This window comes from Dorea acetigenes, from assembly GCF_025567385.1.
In the GTDB taxonomy this organism is placed as follows: Bacteria; Bacillota; Clostridia; order Lachnospirales; family Lachnospiraceae; genus Claveliimonas; species Claveliimonas acetigenes.
This window is the reverse complement of sequence record NZ_JAOQJU010000018.1, coordinates 20,435-43,039: the sequence shown is the minus strand read 5'-3', so window position 1 is coordinate 43,039 and position 22,605 is coordinate 20,435. Positions and strand designations below refer to the sequence as shown.

20 protein-coding genes and 1 tRNA gene are annotated in these 22,605 nt (G+C 43.8%); 16 read left to right on the top strand and 5 right to left on the bottom strand.

What is annotated here, in order from left to right; translation table 11 throughout:
* Positions 1-24 precede the first annotated feature (24 nt).
* Positions 25-207, top strand: coding sequence for a restriction endonuclease (locus tag OCV99_RS18260; RefSeq protein WP_158371056.1), 183 nt, complete (start codon positions 25-27; stop codon positions 205-207).
* Between the two features lie 96 nt (positions 208-303).
* Here OCV99_RS18260 and OCV99_RS12720 read toward each other — a convergent pair whose 3' ends face one another.
* The 3 genes from OCV99_RS12720 to OCV99_RS12710 are packed head-to-tail and all read right to left on the bottom strand — an operon-like array spanning position 304 to position 1,709.
* Positions 304-765 carry a helix-turn-helix domain-containing protein gene (locus OCV99_RS12720; protein WP_158371054.1) on the bottom strand — a complete coding sequence of 154 codons (462 nt, stop codon included), beginning with the start codon at positions 763-765 and terminating at the stop codon, positions 304-306.
* Between the two features lie 30 nt (positions 766-795).
* Positions 796-1,260 (bottom strand): GNAT family N-acetyltransferase, encoded by a 465-nt coding sequence (locus OCV99_RS12715; RefSeq protein WP_158371053.1) that lies wholly within the window; start codon positions 1,258-1,260, stop codon positions 796-798.
* A 5-nt stretch (positions 1,261-1,265) separates the two neighbouring features.
* Positions 1,266-1,709, bottom strand: a complete 444-nt coding sequence (locus OCV99_RS12710; protein WP_158371051.1) for a MarR family winged helix-turn-helix transcriptional regulator — start codon at positions 1,707-1,709, stop codon at positions 1,266-1,268.
* Between the two features lie 390 nt (positions 1,710-2,099).
* Between OCV99_RS12710 and OCV99_RS12705 the strand changes: the two genes are divergently transcribed.
* The 5 genes from OCV99_RS12705 to OCV99_RS12685 all read left to right on the top strand — a co-directional run bounded on the left by OCV99_RS12705 (position 2,100) and on the right by OCV99_RS12685 (position 11,732).
* Positions 2,100-9,176: an RICIN domain-containing protein gene (locus OCV99_RS12705; RefSeq protein ID WP_262575605.1), complete on the top strand. Its 7,077-nt coding sequence runs from the start codon at positions 2,100-2,102 to the stop codon at positions 9,174-9,176.
* Between the two features lie 112 nt (positions 9,177-9,288).
* Positions 9,289-9,882, top strand: coding sequence for a hypothetical protein (locus OCV99_RS12700; RefSeq protein WP_262575603.1), 594 nt, complete (start codon positions 9,289-9,291; stop codon positions 9,880-9,882).
* A gap of 227 nt (positions 9,883-10,109) precedes the next feature.
* Positions 10,110-10,490, top strand: a complete 381-nt coding sequence (locus tag OCV99_RS12695; protein WP_262575601.1) for a hypothetical protein — start codon at positions 10,110-10,112, stop codon at positions 10,488-10,490.
* A 27-nt stretch (positions 10,491-10,517) separates the two neighbouring features.
* Complete coding sequence (locus tag OCV99_RS12690) at positions 10,518-11,111, top strand: hypothetical protein (RefSeq protein ID WP_262575599.1); 594 nt, start codon at positions 10,518-10,520, stop codon at positions 11,109-11,111.
* A 27-nt stretch (positions 11,112-11,138) separates the two neighbouring features.
* A complete protein-coding gene (locus tag OCV99_RS12685) occupies positions 11,139-11,732 on the top strand; it encodes a hypothetical protein (RefSeq protein WP_158371041.1) in 594 nt (197 codons plus the stop codon).
* A 97-nt stretch (positions 11,733-11,829) separates the two neighbouring features.
* Here OCV99_RS12685 and OCV99_RS12680 read toward each other — a convergent pair.
* Together OCV99_RS12680 and OCV99_RS12675 are read right to left on the bottom strand one after the other, a co-directional pair.
* Positions 11,830-11,902: transfer RNA gene (locus OCV99_RS12680), tRNA-Ala, on the bottom strand.
* A 41-nt stretch (positions 11,903-11,943) separates the two neighbouring features.
* Positions 11,944-12,222, bottom strand: a complete 279-nt coding sequence (locus OCV99_RS12675; protein WP_158371040.1) for a hypothetical protein — start codon at positions 12,220-12,222, stop codon at positions 11,944-11,946.
* A 532-nt stretch (positions 12,223-12,754) separates the two neighbouring features.
* Here OCV99_RS12675 and OCV99_RS12670 point away from each other — a divergent pair.
* The 10 genes from OCV99_RS12670 to hflX all read left to right on the top strand — a co-directional run bounded on the left by OCV99_RS12670 (position 12,755) and on the right by hflX (position 22,600).
* The gene (locus OCV99_RS12670) at positions 12,755-13,435 is read left to right on the top strand and encodes a response regulator transcription factor (protein ID WP_158371038.1); all 681 of its coding nucleotides are present in this window, start codon (positions 12,755-12,757) and stop codon (positions 13,433-13,435) included.
* Entirely contained in the window at positions 13,432-14,898 is a 1,467-nt protein-coding gene (locus tag OCV99_RS12665) for a sensor histidine kinase (protein ID WP_158371036.1), read from the top strand. The genes OCV99_RS12670 and OCV99_RS12665 overlap by 4 nt, the downstream gene beginning before the upstream one ends.
* 9 nt (positions 14,899-14,907) lie before the next feature.
* Complete coding sequence (gene hisH / locus OCV99_RS12660) at positions 14,908-15,513, top strand: imidazole glycerol phosphate synthase subunit HisH (protein WP_158371035.1); 606 nt, start codon at positions 14,908-14,910, stop codon at positions 15,511-15,513.
* 16 nt (positions 15,514-15,529) lie between these two features.
* Positions 15,530-16,291 carry an imidazole glycerol phosphate synthase subunit HisF gene (gene hisF, locus OCV99_RS12655; protein WP_158371033.1) on the top strand — a complete coding sequence of 254 codons (762 nt, stop codon included), beginning with the start codon at positions 15,530-15,532 and terminating at the stop codon, positions 16,289-16,291.
* Positions 16,292-16,323: 32 nt separating this feature from the next.
* Complete coding sequence (locus OCV99_RS12650; RefSeq protein WP_158371095.1) at positions 16,324-16,992, top strand: uracil-DNA glycosylase; 669 nt, start codon at positions 16,324-16,326, stop codon at positions 16,990-16,992.
* A gap of 66 nt (positions 16,993-17,058) precedes the next feature.
* Positions 17,059-17,607, top strand: coding sequence for a hypothetical protein (locus tag OCV99_RS12645; protein ID WP_158371032.1), 549 nt, complete (start codon positions 17,059-17,061; stop codon positions 17,605-17,607).
* Between the two features lie 253 nt (positions 17,608-17,860).
* Complete coding sequence (locus OCV99_RS12640; RefSeq protein WP_262575594.1) at positions 17,861-20,215, top strand: heavy metal translocating P-type ATPase; 2,355 nt, start codon at positions 17,861-17,863, stop codon at positions 20,213-20,215.
* Positions 20,216-20,339: 124 nt separating this feature from the next.
* Positions 20,340-20,699: an ArsR/SmtB family transcription factor gene (locus OCV99_RS12635; protein WP_158371028.1), complete on the top strand. Its 360-nt coding sequence runs from the start codon at positions 20,340-20,342 to the stop codon at positions 20,697-20,699.
* 30 nt (positions 20,700-20,729) lie between these two features.
* Positions 20,730-21,323 carry a tetratricopeptide repeat protein gene (locus OCV99_RS12630; RefSeq protein WP_158371093.1) on the top strand — a complete coding sequence of 198 codons (594 nt, stop codon included), beginning with the start codon at positions 20,730-20,732 and terminating at the stop codon, positions 21,321-21,323.
* Positions 21,324-21,355: 32 nt separating this feature from the next.
* Positions 21,356-22,600, top strand: coding sequence for a GTPase HflX (gene hflX, locus OCV99_RS12625; protein ID WP_158371027.1), 1,245 nt, complete (start codon positions 21,356-21,358; stop codon positions 22,598-22,600).
* Positions 22,601-22,605 lie beyond the last annotated feature (5 nt).

Genomic DNA, 22,605 nt, shown 5'->3' with positions numbered 1-22,605 from the left:
CCCACAAGGTTCACATCGTGAGGTTTGGGCGAGAATATCTACTTCGTAGCAGAAACTAAGGACTCAATGCCTTCGATGCAGCTCCGTTTAGTAGAAGAATCCAAGATTCACTGCGCTCGTGAGCATTTCAAGGCAATTAGCTCTGAAAACGTAGTTTACGATGTCGTAGACAGCTATGACGCATTACTTAATAAGGTAATGAAGTAGTAATAACAATATGGACTCGCTATTTTATGGCGAGCCCCCTATCTTAAATAGACTATACTTCAGAATGGGATGAATATTGTCATCGAAGATATCGTATTACTCATAATCCCATCTCGTCCGATTGGTTGATATATTGTTTCTCCTCAAGCATTTATATATAGTTCCATCGCATACTCCGAACATCTTAGCAATTTGCTTAACGGACTTCCGCTCTTCAGTATATAGCCGGATGACTTCTTCGGTCTTATACTTCCGCCCTTCGACGTGGCCAGAAACATCAATTCCCATTCTTTTTAGATTGTTGCTGATGGTGTATCTATGGCACCCAAATTCCTGAGCTAGGTCATATGTGGATACTCCGGCAAGATATTTCTGAGCTATTAGTTCGAGTTCTTCGTCCGATAAATGTTTTTGTTGCTGTTTTATCTCAGTTTTGATATTATATGCAGTAGCGAAATCTGCAGACTCAGAACTATCAATAACAGGGGTCGGCAGGGCGTATTTGACTTTTTCTAGGATTATCTTATAATTCTTCGAGTTGATTTCCGATAGTCCCACTTAAAAAAGCGCCGCAGCTGCGGTGCTTTTTTATTTGTTTAGATACAATTCAAATGCGATATCGGCTCTTTCAAACGGAAATTTTTCTTTATCAACGGGAATTTCGGTGAATCCAAATTTGCGGTACAGGTGTACGGCATGTGTACACCTTCTGTTAGATACAATGATAATTTTTTCTAAATCCAGTTCTTTTGCGTAATCAATGCAGGCTTTCAGGCAGGCGCTGCCGGCGCCCGTTCCGGTGTACATTCCTCTTGCTGCAAATTTCATAATCTCCCAGTCGCCGTCTTCCCGCGGCGCGATCATGCAGCATGCCATTGCCTGTCCGGCGTCATCTAATGCGAAGAAAATCTGACCGCCTTTTTCAATACAGGGTTCTATGTTTCCCATCTCCCGTAAATCCTCGTCTTCAAGAGCAAACATATCCTCAATCCATGCTTTGTTCATTTCGATAAAATCTTCTTTGTATTTGGAATCATATGGTACGATTTTCATTCTTATCAATCCCTGCCTTTCTTTTTGCTCAGTAAATTTATAATTGTATCGATTGCATTGATTAAGCATTGTTCATCCTCGTCAGACAGATTCTGAAGGATAGTCTCTATATCTCTGTTAGATGTGTTTATAAAGTCTTCAGCTCTTTTCTTCCCGGCTTCTGTTAAATACAGCGAATAGGAGCGTCCGTCCGTACCGGAAGGTTTCCGGAGAATGTACCCCTTTTTTTCATGGGCTTTGATAATACGGCTTAAATAACTTTTATCAATATTCATAATCTGAGCAATGTGGGCTGCATTACAGCCCTCGTTTTCATATATTTCAAAGAAAACACGTGCTTCTGTTATGGAATACTCTGAACCAAGGTAATGATTTCCAAGCAAATTCATGGAAGGCATATAAAACCGGTTAAAAGCTCTTACTTTTTCTACACTTTCCATATGGCTCATAATCCAATTTTCTCCTTTTCTATTTTAGTGGACTTGTTCAACTAAATATACAATATATCAAATGGTGGAATTTGTCAACTAAAAAAGGAAAATAAAAAAATACGGAAATTCGCAAATTAAAGCTTGACAATATACGAATTTCCGTGTAGTGTATAGTTAAGAGTTGCGGAAAACAGTAAAGAAACATTTGTTCTGTGCATACGATAACATGCTATGGAAGGGTTGTCAAGTGTGGCTTTGTCTTCAACGGCCGTGAGGATAACAAAACTGTAATATCTACGTAATTCCACAACAAAAACTTCCGGAAGAATTGTGAAAATATTAACGAGGGACGTAGTACTTTTACACTTTACTACGTCCCCAATTAAAAAAGAAAGGATGAATAAGATAATGAATGAAATAAAGAAAGCAGCAGAATCAAAGATTCTTGCGGAACAGAAAGAGAAAAGAGACAGGAATACGAAATATTTCCTGACAGAAAATCATGGTGGAATTGCCGCAGTCTATCCGTACCCGGTTCACTATGAGGAAAATGGAGAGTGGAAAGAGATAGATAACTCGCTCAGGGAAGAAAATACGGGAGAAGAAGGTTATGAAAATAAAGCGGCTTGTGTGAAAGTAAAGTTTGCAAAGCATGGGGATTCCCCTAAAATGGTTACTTTGAAGAAAGGAAGCCATAAGCTTTCCTGGGGATTGGAGAATGTGCAGGCAGATGAAAAAGAAAAGAAAAAGAAAACAGTCTTCCGCATTTATGAAAGACAGAATGAATCCGCAGACATCGCCGGAGAGATACCGGAAGCAGAAGAAAGGATTAATGCTTCTGCATGGAACCGGAAGCAGATGCATCTGGCAGGGACGGTAAGCGGTGGTATCTATGAAAATATCCGTGAAGGTGTGGATCTGGAATACCTGATTCAGGGAGAGACGGTGAAAGAAAATGTAATCCTGAAAGAGGCGTCGGCGGCAGAAGAACCGTTACGGTTCTGCTTAAACCATAAAGGACTTACGCTATCCAAAGAGGAAAACGGAGAATTAATCTTCCGTGCTGCAAAAAAGGGTGAAGATGAGGAAATCTTCCGTCTGAAGGCACCGTGTATGTATGATGCGGCGGGAAGTTACAGCGCAGCCGTATCTTATGAGATGGAAACGGTGAAGGAAGGAGAAACCATCCTTACTATCCGGGTAGATCAGGAATGGCTGAAGGCAAAGGAGCGCCAATATCCGGTTGTGATTGATCCGAATGTGGAGACAATACGGCAGACGGCAAATATCAGGGACACTTTTGTAAGAGAAAAGTATCCCAACAGCAGTGTTACCGGCGGCTATGGTTCCTTTGTAGTGGGGAATAACGCTGAGTATGGCAGATGCCGTTCCTTTATTGTGCTAAATACACTTCCGCAGATTCCGGCAGGAGCGATTATTTACGATGCAAAACTGTGTATGTACCAGTATCAGTTTTTCCCGGGAACAGTAAATAGTTTTTATGTAAATGCGCATGAAGTAACCGGCAGCTGGAGTGATAATTCTGCTACGTGGAATAATCAGCCGTCTTATGACAGCAGAGTGCTGGATAGGGCAGAGGTGAAAAGCGTGGTAAGTGGGGGCGTGACCTATGCTGCGCCGAAAACCTTTAATATCACAAAGCAGGTACGCAAGTGGTATAAGGGAAATAATTTAGGAATCTGTCTTAAAATGCATGATGAGAGTGTTAGTGCAGCTGCAGGATTTGTTGCGAGCGACCATCCGGTAAGCGGCGGTATTACAACAGACATGTATCCATTCTGTATGTTTTATTACCGTGATGCAAAAGGGCTGGAGGATTATTATAGCTATCATGAGCAGAGGGTAGGAAGAGCCGGAACCTGTTATGTCAATGATTTTAATGGAAATCTGGTAGTGGTACATCCGGATACAGTCACAAGCGGGAATCGGTTCCCGGTCAGTCTGTCCCATGTGTATAATGCAGCGGACAGAGAGAAAAAGGAAGCGAATGGCAGATATAGCCGATATGGATGCGGTTGGAGACTGAGTGCCCAGAAAGAATTACGTGCGTCCGGGATTGCAGATTATCCTTACGTATATACGGATGAAGATGGAACAAACCATTATTTCTACAGAGACAGGGAAGATAGCAGCAGGTTAAAAGATGAAGACGGATTGGGCCTTATCATTACACAGGAATCTTCTTCGGATGAGACTGCTTACAGGAAAGTGGAGACAAAAGGAAAGGTACAGATGATATTCCGAAAAGACGGTTACCTCAGCAAAGAAATTGACCCAAATGGTAATACAATTGAATATCTCTATGAAAGCGATAAGTATGGCAGTTATCTGTCCAGAATTAAGGATCCGTCCGGGGCATATCTGAAGCTTTTTTATAATACAGACGGAAAGCTCTATATGCTCAAAGATGAAATTAACCGGATAACAAACTTTTTTTATGAAGGAGATGATTTAAAGTCCATTACTTATCCGGATGGAAAGGAAAGCCGCTATGGATATGGAGTGAGTGATTATACACATCTTCTCATGTATGTAAAGGCACCGGAACTTTATGAGATGTATTATGGTTATGTGGATGATGGAGGTACAAAGCGTGTAAAGCAAATGACCGAACATGTGGGGAGCCAGATGGGGAAAGAAGTGAATGTTACCTATTGTGACGGCAATGTGACTATCTTTGAAGAGCCGGGACTGGATGGAAATATTAATAAGAAAGAAGATAACCGGTACTATACCTATCAGTTTGATACCAGCGGACGTCCGGTGTGTGTCTATGACCAGGATGGAAAAGGAACAAGTTATGGTTATTATACTGAAGGAAAGAAAAATAACCGATTAAGCAGAGCGGGATCCACGGCGAGAACCATTCAGAACCATCTGCTGAATACTCGTTTCGAAGATGGCTGGAATCATTGGGAAAAATATCCGGCAAACAGCAGCCGGGTTCAGATTGTTTTAGGAACGGGCTATATTGGAAAGAAATCGGCAAGAGTGATAAGAAACAGCGTTGCTTATGATGAAACAGGTGTACAGCAGATTGTGGAGGTAAGTCCCGGTAAGTATACGGTCTCTGCTTATTATAAAGTAACGTCCATTTCTCAGGGTGAAGTATATATTACGGTTAATGGACTCAAAGACAGTGGAGCGGAAACATTTCTGGGAGTCTCGGCAGTCATAAAAGAACCTACGGACAGCAGCATTGATGATGGATGGCAGAGAAGAAGTGTGAGCTTTACGGTGCCTTCTGAATGTAAGAGAATCCGTATCCGCAGTATTTTGTCTCATGGAACAGGAACCTGTTATATGACCTGTTTCCAACTGGAAGAAGGAGAAATAGCGAATAAGTTCAATCTCATGGAAAATGGAAGCTTTGAGCGGCTGGAAAGTGGGTCTGCCACCATACCTGCCAGTTTCACAGGTATTCTTACCAATTCTGCATTGTATGCAGACGGTGTGAACAGCTCGGAGCGAAAATATGGAAGCAGCGCCCTGCGTATTTATGGCGAACCGGGGAAACGGAAAGGTTTCTGGAAACGAATTCCGATAGAAGGCTCGGCAAAGGATGTATTTTCCATTAGCGGATGGGCAAAAGGAAAAGGAATTCCGGGCAAAGAATTTGGCATGGTGATAGGGATTGAGTATGAAGACAAAGATGCGAATGGGCAGTATAAAACGAAGTATGAGAGCATTCCGTTCAATCCTCATGTAGAAGACTGGCAGTTTGTGAACCAGACCATCAGTGCAGATGCCGGGGATGGAAATACATCCAGGAAATATCGTGCCATCTTGTTCCATATCTTCTATGGAAATCAGGCAAATGACGCTTATTTTGATGGGATTCAGATTATCCGGGATGATGGAAAGAGCTATGTATACGATGAAGAGGGCAATTTGATTTCTGCAAGGACAGCGGCAGCAAATGCCAGCTTCTCCTACGATAAAAACAAAAATCTTACCAGAATGTCAGACATTACAGGAACCGCTTTTGAGTACGGATATGATGAGAAACAGAACCTGAAGCGGGCGGCAAGCTCCGAGCAGGTGATATATCAGTTCCAATATGACACTTATGGTAATCCGGTTCAGACTACCGCTTATGGAGAGAGACGCAGGCGAGCTTTGGTTGTGGGCAGGTGTTATTATATTCGGGAAAAAGTGTCGGGAAAATATCTGGAGGTGCCGGGAAGCAGCACATCAGCGGGAACTGCGGTACAATTAAATGCTTTCCAGGGAAGTACAAACCAGAAGTGGAAAGCAGAAGATGCAGGCGCCGGGTATTTGCGGTTTCTTCCGCTGCATGATCCGACGAAAGCGCTGAATGTGCAAAATGGCAGCAATAGTGATAATACAAAGGTAGATATTGCAGTTTATGATAGCGAAAAAGATGCGCAGAAATTCAAATTGATTTCTCAGTGGAAGGGAGATTATCAGATTGCGGCGAAATGCAGTAAGGATAAAAGAGTTCTGACGAATGCGGCGAACAGTACCGCAGATGGCGCGCTTGTTACAATCTGGGGAGCGAATGACAGTTATGACCGCCAGAAATGGTGTTTGGAACCGGCAGATCTGGCGACGGTTTCAGACGAACCGGAGGATGGAAGCATCTTTGCAATCCGTGCAAGGCACAGTGGACAGTATCTGGACGTGCCGGGAGGATATTCCACTTCAGGAACGGTACTCCAGCAGTATTATTATAACGGTACGGATGGACAGAGCTTCCGGCTGCAGAAAGCAGATAGCAATGGTAATTATTATCTCAGACCAATATGCGCCCCGGCCATGGCTCTTACAAGAATTGCAAACGACGCGCAGATTAACCGCGCGGCAATCATCCTGCGGCCCTTCTCAAGTGGGAATACAGCTCAGAAATTCCAGTTTAAAAAGGTGGGGACAGATTATGCCATCTGGAATGAAGCTTCCAATGAAGGACTGGGAATTATGGGAAATTCCTGGGGAAGCGGAGCAAGGATTGTGACTGACGGAAGCCAGGCGATTTCCAATTATTCGCCAAACAAGAGATTTGTGCTGGAAAACCGTGGAAAGCAGATCAGAGCTTCCATGGCACATACAAGCAACGGAAAGCAGGTGGCTTCTGTAACAGATAACAGAGGATATACTACTACGAATACCTATGATTCCAGTCAGCGCTTGTTGACGAAAACAACGGATGCAAAGGGGAATGTAACGAATTATGCTTATGATTCCGATACAGACCAGTTGAGGCAGGCAAGCGCCGCCGTAGATGGAAAAACGACCAGCAATACGTATACGTATGATAAAGGGGATCGTTTAAGCAGTATTGGCCATAATGGATTTTCCTATAATTTTGAATATGATGTCTTTGGCAATCCGACGAAGGTGAAGGTAGGAAATACGGCGCTGGAAAGCTATACCTATCTGCCTTATAACGGTCCTCGGAAAACGCTGACCTATGCAAATGGTAAAGTTATTACAAATGAATACGATAAGGACTTCCGCCTGATTGCCCAAAAACATAAAGAGTCAGATGGGGATGAGAGAACAGTATATGAAAATGCTTATGACGGATATGATAATCTGGTAATTCACAAAGATTTATGCCGTGAGAATACCTGCCAGTATGATTACGACCTGATTGGGCGGATGACGGCAATGGAGAAGAGAAAGAGTACAAATAATGAGGTTCTGCAGAAACTACAGGTCAGCTATGATGACAAAAACCGGGTAGAATCGGTAGTCAGCAAGGTTGGCGGAATTACGAAAAAGACCGGTTATATGTACGGAAATGCTTCCGGAGGAGAGCTGCCGGGACTGGTGTACGGGATACGCGTGGACGGTTTTAGAAAGTGCGTCCTGTCTTACGACCAGATGGCCAGATTGAAAGAAAAAGCAATCTCTGTCGGTACGGGCAAGTATTACAGAAGTACCTATACTTATGTACAGGGAAAGGAGAATTGGCAGACTACAATCCTGCCGGAGGGAATTACTAACGGAAGCAATAAGTTAAAGTATACATACGATGCGTTGGGTAACATTGCGAAGATTTATGAGAATAATATTTTAAAAGTATCTTATACCTATGACGGACTGAACAGATTAGCCCGGGAAAATAATCAATGGCTGAATAAGTCCATCTGCTATAGCTATGATGCGGGTGGAAATATCCTTGCAAAGAAGGAGTATGCTTATACAACCGGAACCCTGGGGACAGTGCAAAAGACAATTTCCTATGGTTATGGAAATACCGGGTGGAAGGATCAGATTACCAGCTATAATGGGCAGACAATTACTTATGATGCAATGGGAAATCCTCTGACCTATAGAGATGGAATGAAGATGTTATGGTACGATAGGAAATATCTGACGCATCTGACGAAAGATAAGACCTATTACTTTGCTTATGATTCCGAAGGAAAACGTATTGAAAAGCATATTGTAAATGGACATAATGCGGAAAATATTATTAAGTATTATTGGAATGGGGAAGACATTCTTGCGATTCAGGATGAAAACGATTTGATGCATTTTGTCTATGATCAGGACGGACATCTCTTTTCCATAGAGCTGAATGGAACGACTTACTATTATATCCACAATCTTCAGAATGATATTATCGGTCTCATTGACAGCAATGGAACCCAGGTGGTAAGCTATCGGTATGATACGTGGGGAAATCCAATTTCCATGACGGATACATCCGGCACAGATATCGGTACCAAGAATCCGTTCCGTTATAGAGAATATCTCTATGATGAAGAGACAGGGCTGTATCACCTAGACAGCAGATTCTATGATCCGGTGATCGGAAGGTTCGTCAGCCCGGATGATGTAGATGTGCTGAAAGCAGGGCAGGGCAATCTAAATCAGTATAATTTGTATGCATATTGCCTGAATAATCCGGTGAACTATGAAGATTCCCAGGGAATGTTTGCAGTAATGGCAGCCGGTATCATCTGCAGTGCCGTGATTAATGCAGGACTTAGTGCATTAGAAGCGTATTCGAATGGAGAAAATGTGGGGAAAGCCTTTGTTATAGGGGGCATCTCCGGCGCCGCTTCTGGAATACTGGGATTATCTAAGTATAAGATGATACGCCTAGTGGGAAGTGCAGTGGTAGGAGGAGTTACAGAGGCTGTAAGCCAAAAGGACATCAATATAAGGAAAATATTGATTGGCGCTGGTTTTGGATTCCTGGGCTCTGTATGTGCGATTCCGGATAAATATATGGAAGTTTTTTCAGAGGGAGAGAAGCTACTGAAAACACTGACTTTTGATAATATCGTGACCCTCGGTACGGGCACAGTATCCATGGGAACGAAAATGCTTGTGACGGCGCCTGAGGAAAAAACGACGTCCTGGTCGACGCAGTCAAGGGATCGAAGATATTATTCTGTCCAAACTTCCTGGTCTTCACAGTCGAAGGATCCGCGGTATTATCCTGAAGTTTCATGGTCGGTAAAAAGCCATGACCCTAGATATTATTAAATAAAAAGAGAGAAGAGTGTTCACGACACGGCTTAAGAATGTTTTTATAACTGAGCCTGTGTTGTGAACACAGCTATTGAAAGAAGGAATCTGATTACGGAAGGAGTATGGTGTGAGAATGAAAATAGGAGCGAGAAAGGGTCTTTTACTGCTGGCTTTTAGTGGTTTCGTTATTGGTAGTGCGGTGGTGATAAATTGTATAGATCTTATTTGTTATGCCATTCGGAATATAGAACTCTATGAGAAGGGAGAAGTTTATATGGGACTCCCTTCATGTTTTATTATGATAATAGGATGTCTGTGGGGAGTATGTATGACCTTTTGTACAATATGTAGGGAGAGCAGTACAATAACTTTGGATGAGACAGGTGTTACCAATAAGACTCGTTTCTATGAGGAATCGTTGCGCTGGGAAGAGGTATGGGGTTATGGTGTTGTAAAGAGAAGTTTTAAATTTATTTATATCTCAGGGAAAAGAATGTCGAAAAAGAAAGCATTTGTAATGATGGACAACAATGAGCGACGAGTGTGGTATCCGAATGTTGTCCGTGAGAAGAGGAATCAGAAAAAGAAAGATTTTTTCCTGGCATTTCCATACAAGAAGGAGCGGTGGAGCTACGTGTGCCGGATGATGGATAAGCAGGAAGAATGGAGAAGAGAATATCTGGAAGAACTGCAGGAGGGGCAGGGAGAGTTCAGGGAATAGGAAATCTGATTATGGAAGGAGTATGGTGTGAGAATGAAAATAGGAGCGAGAAAAGGTCTTTTATTGCTTTAGCTATTACTGGTGGAGGAGCCATATATGGCACATATCTTATTTGTTATGCCATTCGGAATATAGAACTCTATGAGAGGGGAGAAGTTTATATGGGAATTCCTTCATGCTTTATTTTGATAATAGGATGTTTATGGGGAGGATGTAGGCTCTTTTGTATGATATGTATGGAGAGCAGTACAATAACACTAGATGAGACAGGTGTTACTAATAAAACTCGTTTCTATGAGGAATCGTTGCGCTGGGAAGACGTATGGGGTTATGGCGTTGTAAAGAGAAGTTTTAAATTTATTTATATCTCAGGGAAAAGAATGCCGAAAAAGAAAGCATTTGTAATGATGGACAACAATGAGCGACGAGTGTGGTATCCGAATGTTATCCGTGAGAAGAGGAATCAGAAAAAGAAAGATTTTTTCCTGGCATTTCCATACAAGAAGGAGCGGTGGAGCTACGTGTGCCGGATGGTGGATAAGCAGGAAGAATGGAGAAGGGAATATCTGGAAGAACTGCAGGAGGGGCAGGGGGAGTTTGGGGAATAGGGAATCTGCTTACGGAAGGAGTATTGTGTGAGAATGAAAATAGGAGCGAGAAAAGGGCTTTTATTATTAGATTTTTATGGTTTGTTTTTTTGTGTTGGAGGGACAATATTTTTGATGTATTTGCTTCCCCGTCTCTTTCAGAATGCAACATTGTATGGTGTAGGGATGGCTTGTCTGGTGATTCCCTCGCATTTTTTAATGATAATATTGGGACTGAAGGGAGTAGGTACGGCTTTTTGTACGATATGGGAGGAGAGTAGTACAATAACTTTGGATGAGACGGGTGTTACCAATAAGACTCGTTTCTATGAGGAATCGCTGCGGTGGGAAGATGTCAGAGAGCATGGTGTTATAAAGAAGTCTTTTAAGTTTATTTATATTTCAGGGAAAAGAATATCGAAGGATAAAGCCTGGATTATGATGGAGCGTCATGAACGACGAGTGTGGTATCCGAATGTTGTCCGTGAGAAGAGGAATCAGAAAAAGAAAGATTTTTTCCTGGCATTTCCATACAAGAAGGAGCGGTGGAGTTACGTGTGCCGGATGATGGATAAGCAGGAAGAATGGAGAAGGAAATATCTGGAAGAACTGCAGGAGGGGCAGGAGGAGTTCCGGGAATAGGAAATCTGCTTACGGAGGGAGTATTGTGTGAAAATGAAAATAGGAGCGAGAAAAGGGACTTTGTTAGTATGGTTTTTGAATTTGTCTATTTACAGTGTAGGAGTCATATATGGAGTATATCTTATGTATTATGCCATTCAGAATATAGAACTTTATGAGAGGGGAGAAGTTTATATGGGAATTCCCTCATGTTTTATTATGATAATCGTAAGTCTGTGGATAGTATGTAGGGCTGTTTGTAATATATGTATGGAGAGCAGTACAATAACTTTGGATGAGACAGGTGTTACCAATAAGGCTTTTTTCTATGAGGAATCATTGTGTTGGGAAGAGGTATGGGGTTATGGCGTTGTAAAGAGAAGCTTTAAATTTATTTATATCTCGGGGAAAAAAATGCCGAAAAAGAAAGCATTTGTAATGATGGACAACAATGAGCGACGAGTGTGGTATCCGAATGTTGTTCGTGAGAAAAGGAATCAGAAAAAGAAAGATTTTTTCCTGGCATTTCCATACAAGAAAGAGCGGTGGAGCTACGTGTGCCGGATGATGGATAAGCAGGAAGAATGGAGAAGAGAATATCTGGAAGAATTGCAGGAGGGGCAGGAGGAGTTCAAGGGGTAGGAGCCATAGAACAAAGGGGACAAGTCCGTCTCGAACTTCCTATATCATATAACAAAAACAATCCGAACACAGCAATGTGTTCGGATTGTCTGTCAGATGGAGTATAGGGGATTCGAACCCCTGGCCTCAACAATGCGAATGTTGCGCGCTCCCAACTGCGCTAATACCCCATACCACTATTGTAGCACAATAGAAGAGAAAATGGAAGTGGTTATTTGGAACGTCTGAAAAAGTTATTTTTTTTCTCATGCTCCCGCTGTTCTTTGCCGATGGCAAGCAGTTCATCATATGCCTGGCGCATCTCTCGTTCTCTCTTTTCCCGTACTTCCCTTGGAGGGATATTCGCGTATTTGGGATAGTGCTCTTCTTCATCGTGAGGATTCACGATGGTTCTGGGCAGCCGGAATTTGACACGGCAGTTGTCGCATAGCCCGTACCGGGAATCTTTCTTGCTGATTCTTAATGGATTATCACATAATGGACATTTCATATTGTCACCTCAAAAATAGTATTCCGTGCTGCTTTTTGTGATTTGCACGGCTCATTGACTTCTTGTACAGTTTACCACATTTTAAGCAGAATGTACACCCATCCGGGCATACCGTAATTCAGATGCTCCGCATGGGCGTGCTTCGCACGATAATGTACACCCATCCGGGCATACCGTGATTCAGATGCTCCGCATGGGCGTGCTTCGCACGATAATGTATACCCATCCGGGCATACCGTAATTCAGATGCTCCGCATGGGCGTGCTTCGCACGATAATGTATACCCATCCGGGCATACCGTGATTCAGATGCTCCGCATGGGCGTGCTTCGCACGATAATGTATACCCATCCGGGCATACCGTAATTCAGATGCTCCGCATGGGCGTGCTTCGCACGATAATGTATACCCATTCGGGCATACCGTGATTCAGATGCTCCGCATGGGCGTGCTTCGCACGATAATGTATAAATATTTATAGATTTTCACAAAAGTTACAAAATTTTGTGTTATGATATACGCGAGGTGATGATATGGATAAATTGCAGATACTGGTTGTTGATGATGAGAGCAGGATGCGCAAGCTGGTTCGGGATTTCCTGGAGCGGGAAGGGTTTATGGTTCTGGAGGCAGAGGATGGGCTGGATGCGATGGATAAGTTTTATGAAAATAAAGATATTGCACTTGTTATCCTGGATGTTATGATGCCGAAGATGGATGGATGGATGGTGTGCAGAGAGATCCGTCAGTCATCTAAGGTTCCGATTATTATGCTGACGGCCCGGTCAGAAGAGAGGGACGAATTGCAGGGATTTGAGCTTGGGGTTGATGAGTATATTTCCAAGCCCTTCAGTCCGAAGATTCTGGTGGCAAGGGTGTCGGCGATTTTGCGGAGGGTTCATGGAACTGGTACAGAAGAATCTATGAGCGCCGGCGGAATTGAGATAAATAAAGCGGCACATATTGTAAAGATTGATGGGCAGACAGTGGAGTTAAGCTATAAGGAATTTGAGCTTCTTGCCTATTTCGTAGAGAATCAGGGGATTGCCCTGTCCAGAGAAAAGATTTTAAATAATGTATGGAATTATGATTATTTTGGAGATGCGAGAACGATTGATACCCATGTGAAGAAGTTAAGGAATAAAATGGGGGACAAAGGTGACTATATCAAGACTGTATGGGGTATGGGATATAAATTCGAGGTGACAGAATGAGACATTCAATAAGACGTCAGATGCTGTGTCTGTTTATTGGTCTTTTAATCTGTATGCTGGTTGGACTTCTTGCGGTAAATATCTGGTTTTTGGAGCCATATTATATTAAGAATAAAGAAGAGCAATTTGTTGCCATGTATACTGCGATAAAAGAAGCTATGCAGGAGGGAAAACTGCAGGACGAGGATACATTTGATGAATTGTATCAGCAGGCGGAAAAAAGTAATATGTTTTTTCTGATTGTGAATCCCATTGAGAAGAAGGGATATTCTAATGCCCCGGATACCATGGAATTAAGGCAGCAGCTTGATGAATTTTTGTTGAATCAATCCTCTGAAAATGATAAGATATTGCAATCCACAGATGATTATGAAATCAGCCAGACGAACCGGCGTGGAGGGCAGACGGATGATCTTAGAATGAGGGGAGATTTGGATGATGGATATTATTTTGTAATACGAAGCCCTCTGGCAAGTATTCAGGAGAGCGTATCGGTTTCCAATCAGTTTTTGATGTATGTGGGCATTACGGTCATTCTGGTAGGAAGTATTTTAGTATGGTTTTTTTCTAAATGGCTTACGGATCCGATTCTGGAGCTGGCGGCTCTGTCTGTGAAGATGGCAGATTTGGATTTTGATGCGAAGTATAAGAGCGGCGGAGAAAATGAAATTGGAATTCTGGGAGAGAATTTCAATTCTATGTCTGAAAAACTTGAGAAGGCTATTTCTGACTTGAAAAATGCGAATTATCATCTTCAGAAAGATATTGAGAAGAAGGAAAAGGCAGAGAAGATGCGCAGCGAATTCCTGGGAAATGTATCTCATGAGCTGAAGACTCCCATTGCCCTGATTCAGGGGTATGCGGAAGGTCTGAAAGAAGGAATAAATGATGATGCTGAGAGCCGGGAGTTCTACTGTGATGTTATTATGGATGAGGCGGCAAAGATGAACCGGATGGTTCAGAATCTACTGACTTTAAATCAACTGGAATTCGGGGATGAGGACGTACAGTTTACAAGATTTAATCTGACAGAGCTGATTAAGGGAGTTATTGCGAGCATGGAGATTCTGGCACAGCAGAAGGAAGCGCGTGTTATTTTTCGCCAGAAGGAACCTGTTTTTGTTTGGGCAGATGAGCTGAAGGTAGAGCAGGTGGTGAGAAATTATGTGAGTAATGCATTTAACCACGTGTCCGGAGATAGGGTGATAGAAATAAAGATCCGGACAGGTGAAGAAAAGGCAAAAGTCACTGTTTTTAATACAGGAACCCCCATACCGGAGGAAGACGTTTCCCATATCTGGGAGAAGTTTTATAAAGTGGACAAGGCGCATACCCGGGAGTATGGAGGAAATGGAATCGGCCTGTCAATTGTGAAGGCGATTATGGAATCATTCCATCAGGAGTATGGAGTGAAAAATTACGATAATGGAGTAGAATTCTGGTTTGAACTGGATGTGAGGTAAGGAGACATTATGATAGCGATTATTGATTATGATGCGGGAAATATTAAGAGTGTGGAGAAAGCGATGCTTCTTTTGGGACAGCAGGTGGAAATCACCAGAGACAGGGAACGGATTTTGTGCGCGGATAAGGTAATCCTTCCGGGAGTCGGAGCCTTTGGCGATGCGATGGATAAGATTCGTCAGTATGGGCTTTACGACGTAATTCATGAGGTGGTAGAAAAGAAAACGCCCTTTCTTGGAATCTGCCTTGGACTTCAACTGTTGTTCGAGCGCAGCGATGAGACGCCGGGAGTGGAGGGACTAGGAATCCTTAAAGGAGAGATTCTTCGGATTCCGGATAAAGAAGGGCTTAAAATCCCGCATATGGGTTGGAATTCCCTGGAGTTCCCAAGGAAAGGCAGATTATTTCAGGGATTGCCGGAGAATCCTTATGTTTATTTTGTGCACTCTTATTATCTGAAAGCGGCAGAGGAAGAAATTGTGACGGCGGTGACGCAGTACAGTACTCTGATTCATGCTTCGGTAGAAAAGGATAATGTCTTTGCCTGCCAGTTCCACCCGGAAAAGAGCAGCGATACAGGAATTCAGATACTGAAGAATTTTGTAGAAATTTAGCCGGAGGAGGTAAATTATGCATACGAAGAGAATTATTCCATGTCTGGATGTACATAATGGCAGAGTTGTGAAGGGAGTTAATTTTGTAGATTTAAAAGATGCGGGGGATCCGGTGGAGATTGGGAAGGCTTATGATAAAGCCGGAGCGGATGAGCTGGTATTTTTGGATATTACCGCATCGTCTGATGCCAGGCAGACTGTGGTGGATATGGTGCGCAAGGTTGCAGAGACAGTTTTTATTCCATTTACAGTAGGAGGAGGAATACGTACGGTAGATGATTTCAGAGCCCTTCTCAGAGAAGGGGCGGACAAGATTTCCATTAATTCTTCTGCAATTAATACGCCGGAGCTGATTGCAGAGGCGGCGGAGAAGTTCGGAAGCCAGTGCGTGGTTGTGGCGATAGATGCCAAGCGCAGGGAAGATGGAAGCGGCTGGAATATTTATAAGAACGGCGGGCGGATTGATGTGGGGATTGATGCCATAGAGTGGGCGAGGAAGGTAGAAAAGCTGGGAGCGGGAGAAATCCTTCTCACCAGCATGGATTGTGACGGAACGAAAGCGGGATATGATCTGGAGCTTACGCGTGCCATTGCAGAGAATGTTTCGATTCCGGTCATTGCCTCGGGAGGGGCGGGAACGCTGGAGCATTTTAAAGAGGCCCTGACGGACGGAAAGGCAGATGCAGCCCTTGCAGCGTCTTTATTCCATTATAAGGAATTGGAGATAAAGGAAGTGAAAGAGTATCTGCGAAAAGAAGGCGTCTCTGTACGTCTTTAAAACGGATAAATATGAGGAAGGAGAGAGAAGGCATGGCGGCAATTCATAATGACTGGCTGGATGCACTGAAAGGCGAGTTTAAGAAGCCTTATTATAGAAAATTATTTGAAACAGTGAATGAGGAATACCGTACCCATCTGGTTTTTCCACCGGCAGAAGATATTTTCAATGCTTTTCATCTGACGCCGTTAAAGGATGTAAAGGTGGTGATTCTGGGGCAGGATCCATATCATAACGTGGGGCAGGCGCACGGTCTTTGCTTTTCGGTGAAAAAGGGGGTAGAGATTCCGCCTTCGCTTGTCAATATCTATAAAGAACTGCAGGATGACCTGGGATGTACGATCCCGAATCATGGGTGTCTTACGAAATGGGCTGAGCAGGGAGTTCTTATGCTGAACACTGTTCTTACGGTGCGGGCGCATCAGGCAAATTCTCACAGAGGAATCGGATGGGAGGAATTTACGGATGCAGCGATTATGGCATTGAACAGCCAGGACAGACCGATTGTATTCATTCTTTGGGGAGCGCCTGCACAGCGGAAAAAAGCGATGCTTCATAATCCGAAGCATTTAATTCTGGAGGCGCCGCACCCAAGTCCCCTATCAGCATACCGGGGATTTTTCGGGAGCAAACCCTTTAGTCAGACAAATGAATTTTTAAAAGCCAATGGGTTGGAACCTATAGATTGGCAGATTGATTAATTTTTTGTTGTTTTTGAGAAAATGCAGGCGTATAATGAACGTATCTAAAAGGAGGAGGGAAAGCTTATGGAATTAAAACAAACAAGGACAATTATGGATGTACGCAGAGGTTTTTTGATGACGGTTTTGGGTGTGAGCGTGGCGGGAATACTGCTTGCAGGAATCGTTTCCAATTATTTTGTTCACAGTATTCCGATTTTTACGGTATGTGTATTTGCAATATTTATCATGATGCTGTCTGTTTTTTATGATATTTTTATTAATTCTACATATCGTGTATTTCTTGTAGGGGATGATGTTTACATTTATTATCCGACTTACAGCAGCAGAGCCGGTAATGAATTTATTTTTTATAAAGTCCTGGATGTAACTTATTCTACTGTTAAGGGAAGTTCCATTGTATTTGACGGGACGGTAGCGGTAAAATCTGACGGGGTAGAACGCGAAGGCATGAAACATGTACAGAATCCGAAGGAAATGTTTGAAAAGGTATTCAGTGAAGAGAATGTGTATACCATTCAGAAGAAATTTCGCATTTCCCGTATTTTTGAGGGTGAAAATGAACTGATGGAATGCTTGGCTAAGAAGAAAAGAGCAAATAACAAAGCAAATTAAGAGATAGAGAAGGAATAGAAACTCCGGCTGCAGCCTTTATGGGGGAAGGTTGTAACCGGAGTTTTTTTAGTAACAGAGAAGAATCGTAGATGCGTTTTGCGAATGGCGCGGGCCGAACTGTTATTTTTTTGTTCACTTTATTCACAAAAAGTATTGACATTTCCCATAGATTGTGATTATATTGAATTATGAACATATGAACAATTGTTCATATGATAGGTAAATAATTACATAGTTTATGAGGAGGATAGATATGGCTGAGAAAGAGAGAACAACAACCTGTGAGTGTGGGCACGACCATGAACATGAGCATCACCATGAACATGAGCATCACCATGAACACGAGCACCATCATGAACACGAGCACCATCATGAACATGAGCATCACCATGAACACGAACATCATCACGACCATGATTGTTGCTGCGGGCATGAGCACGGACATCACCATGAGGAAGTGGTGCATACCGGAAGGGAATTTGATGGCGTGAGCCGGGGGACACAGCAGAAGATTTACATTTTGGAGAATCTGGGGTGTGCCAATTGTGCGGCGAAGATGGAGAAGAAGATTCAGGAGCTTCCGGGAGTAGAGATGGCGACAATCACGTATGCCACGAAGCAGCTCAGGGTGGCGGCGAATCATCAGGAAGAGCTGCTTCCCAAGTTTCAGGAAATCTGCAGTTCGATTGAGAGTGAAGTGCGGGTGATTCCAAGAGAAGACAGTGTGAAGAAGTCTGATAAGACGAAGACAGGATTTTTTGGAGAAAATAAAAAGGAAGCGCTGCAGATTGGTGAAGGAGCTGTTCTGTTTCTTACGGGAGTGGTTCTGGAACATCTGGCGGTACATCCGGCTGTTCCGGCAGTGATTTTTTTGATTGCCTACATTCTCCTTGGAAGAGAAATTCTGTGGACGGCGGCGAAGAATCTGGTAAAAGGAAGAGTTTTTGATGAGAATTTTTTGATGAGCGTGGCGACGCTGGCGGCATTTGCAATCGGAGATTTTGCTGAAGCAGTAGGCGTTATGCTGTTTTACCGTGTCGGAGAATTTTTCGAAGATGTAGCAGTAGCAAGAAGCCGCTCCCAGATTATGGATGCGGTGGATATGCGCCCGGAGGTTGTGAATCTTGTTGTGGGGGATGATGTGAAAGTAGTTCCGGCAGAAGAGATAAAGACGGGCGATGTTGTGCTGGTTCGTCCGGGGGATAGGATTCCGCTGGATGGAAGAGTGCTGGAAGGAGAAAGCAGGGTGGACACATCACCTGTGACGGGCGAACCTGTGCCTGTGTCTGTAAAGGCAGGTTCCGAACTGATTTCCGGCTGTGTGAATGAGCAAGGACTTTTAAAAATGCAGGTAGAAAAGCCGCTTTCTGAATCGATGGTAACAAGGATTTTGAATTCGGTGGAAAATGCTGCGGCAAGCAAGCCGAAGATGGATCGTTTTATTACCAGATTTGCGGCAGTCTACACGCCGGTCGTAGTGTTTGCCGCTGTTGCAACGGCTATTATTCCGTCTTTGGTAACCGGAGACTGGAAACAATGGATATACACGGCGATTACGTTTTTGGTTATCAGTTGTCCATGTGCGTTAGTACTTAGTGTCCCGCTTGCATTCTTTTCAGGAATCGGGGCGGGTTCTAAGAAAGGTATTTTATTCAAAGGCGGCGTTTCCATTGAAGCTTTGAAAAATGTCCGGGCAGTTGTGATGGATAAGACGGGAACCATTACGAAAGGTGAATTTAAGGTACAGAGCGTGATTCCATTTGGAAATACTTCTATGGACAAAATTCTTTTGCTGGCGGCTGAGTGCGAGATGAATTCGACGCATCCGATTGGCAGCAGTATTGTCCGTGCCGCGAAGGAGAGAGAGCTGTCTCTTGTGAGACCGGAGGAAGTTACGGAGATTTCAGGAAAAGGAATCCGGGCAAAGGTGCCGGAGGGAGAAGTCTTGTGCGGAAACAGGAGTTTGATGGAAGCATATAAGGTAGAAACTTATGATTATCACAATCAGAAATATGGAACGGAAGTGCTTGTTGCGTGGAATGGAAAGCTTATTGGCTGTCTGATTATTTCAGATACGATAAAAAATGATGCAGCTTCTTCTATTAAGACGATGAAAGGACAGAATCTGGTAACTGCCATGCTGACCGGCGATGCAAAGGAAAGCGCTGAGGCAGTGGCGGCTGAAGTGGGAATTGATGAAGTACATGCGGAATTGCTTCCGCAGGATAAATTGGAGGAATTGCAGAAGATCCGAAGGACTCACGGGGCAGTTCTGTTTGTAGGAGATGGGATTAATGACGCTCCTGTGCTGGCAGGAGCAGATGTGGGAGCAGCCATGGGAAGCGGTGCAGACGCGGCGATTGAAGCAGCGGATGTGGTTTATATGACTTCCAGTGTCAACGCAATTTCGCAGTCTGTCCGGATTGCAAGAGTGACGGGGCGGATTGCGATGCAGAATGTAGTGGGAGCGCTGGTGATTAAGGCGCTGGTTATGATCCTGGGATTTTTGGGATTTGCAAATATGTGGATGGCGGTTTTCGCAGATACAGGAGTTGCCATGCTCTGTGTACTGAATTCCATACGGATTCTGTATACAAAAATAGAATAACAGATTGCGGATATGTAAAAAAGTGCGCCCCGCAGGCGCACTTTTTTTGGGAAATGGTTGAAATGCAAAGGCGCATTTGGCATAATGAACCCATGAGCATGTACTCATATGAAAGGGCGATAATATGGAAAAATTAGAAGTAGAATGCTGCGATACGGTGATGACACATGAGTGTACGATACAGAAGGTAAAGGAAAATATGCCTGCAGAGGATACGTTAAAAGAGCTGGCGGAGTTCTATAAGGTGTTCGGAGATGCTACCCGGATACGGATATTGTGCGTGCTTTTGGAGGCGGAAGTGTGTGTCTGCGATCTGGCGGAGCTTCTGGATATGACGCAGTCCGCTATTTCTCATCAATTGCGTGTATTAAAACAGATGAAGCTGGTGAAGAACAGAAGGGAAGGAAAGACGGTATACTATTCTCTGGCAGACGGACATATTCAGACAATTATCAGTCAGGGCATGGAGCATATTGCAGAGTAAAAATAAGATGGAGGTTATAAATCAGAGATTATGGAAGAGAATAGAAGCAGGGCAAACCGCAGAAGACGAAAGAAAAGACGTAAGAAGATAATCCGAAGACTGGTTGTGGCGGTCATTTTTTTACTGGCTGTCGTAATTGCTGTTGTTCTGTGGATGAACAGCTCCCGGCAGGTGGAAGAAGGTGTGGAGTTTTTGTCTCAGGGAAATTATGAGCAGGCAGAAGCGAAATTTCTGGAGGCAATTGAAAAGGATAAGAGCCCGGATGAAGCTTACCGGGGGCTTGGAATGGCTCTATGGGAACAGCAGGATTACGAAGGGGCAAAGGATGCTTTTTTTAATGCTCTTGAGAATGATGCAGAGCCTACAGGAACCATTTATAATTTCCTGGGGAATTGTGAATCCGAATTAGGCAACTGGGAAGAAGCGATTCAATATTATGAAAAGGGGATTGCGTCGGAGGATTGCAGCGATGATATGATGCAGGAGATGCTGTTTAACGAGATTGCGGCTTATGAGAAGCTGGGAGATTATGAAAGTGCCAAGGTGAAATTGGAAGCGTACACAGAAAAATACCCGGATGACGAGAAAGCGGCGAAGGAAGCAGAGTTTCTTGAAACAAGATAACCTAAATTTGAATGAAGTGAAAGAGGAGCAGGATGTTTGAGTTAGAACAGGAAAAGGAACGGGTTCTTCTGGTGGGTGTTAGTGTGGACGATGGAGATGATACGGAGGAATCGCTGGACGAGCTGGCGGAGCTTGCGCTGACTGCGGGAGCAGAGACAGTGGGAAGAGTGATTCAGAATCGGGAGCAGATTCACCCGGGAACCTACGTGGGGAAAGGGAAATTAGAAGAGATTAAAGACCTTTTGTGGGAGACGGAAGCGGATGGAATTATTTGTGATGATGAGCTTACCCCGGCGCAGCTTGGGAATCTCAGAGATGAGCTGAACACGAAGGTGATGGATCGGACGCTGGTGATATTGGATATTTTTGCGTCCAGGGCTTCTACCAGAGAAGGAAAGATTCAGGTAGAGCTTGCTCAGTTAAAGTACCGTCAGTCCAGATTAACAGGATATGGAACCTCTCTGTCCAGACTGGGAGGCGGAATCGGTACCCGGGGACCCGGTGAGAAGAAGCTGGAGATGGACCGGCGGCTGATTAAGAGCCGGATTGCCCAGCTTAATCGGGAGCTGAAGGATGTGAAGCGCCACCGAGAAGTAACCAGGGAGCAGAGGAGCAGAAATCACGTTCCGGTAGTGGCGGTGGTGGGATATACCAATGCGGGGAAATCCACCCTTTTAAACAAGCTGACGGGAGCCGGTATTCTGGCGGAGGATAAGCTTTTTGCTACGCTGGATCCTACGACCAGAGGTTTAAAGCTTCCCAGCGGACAGGAAATTCTTCTGACGGATACGGTAGGATTCATAAGAAAGCTTCCCCATCATTTAATAGAGGCGTTCCGGAGTACCCTGGAAGAAGCAAAATATGCGGATATGATTTTACATGTAGTAGATGCATCGAACCCACAGATGGAACGGCAGATGTACACGGTATATGAAACCCTTTATCAATTGGGGGTGCAGGAAAAGCCGATTATTACTGCATTTAATAAGCAGGATAGGCTGGAAGAGACATTTACGGTAAGGGATTTCAAGGCCGATGACACAGTAAAGATTTCTGCAAGGACGGGGGAAGGGCTTTATGTTTTGCAGGAAAAGCTGGAAAATGTGCTGCGGCAGCAGAAGGTTGCCATAGAACAGATGTATTCCTACAGAGAAGCGGGGAAGATTCAGCTAATCCGGAAATACGGGGAGCTGATTGAAGAAGAATATCTGGAGGAAGGGATTCTTGTAAAGGCATATGTGCCCGTGACAATTTATGACAAAGTAAGGAGCGTGTAACCTGT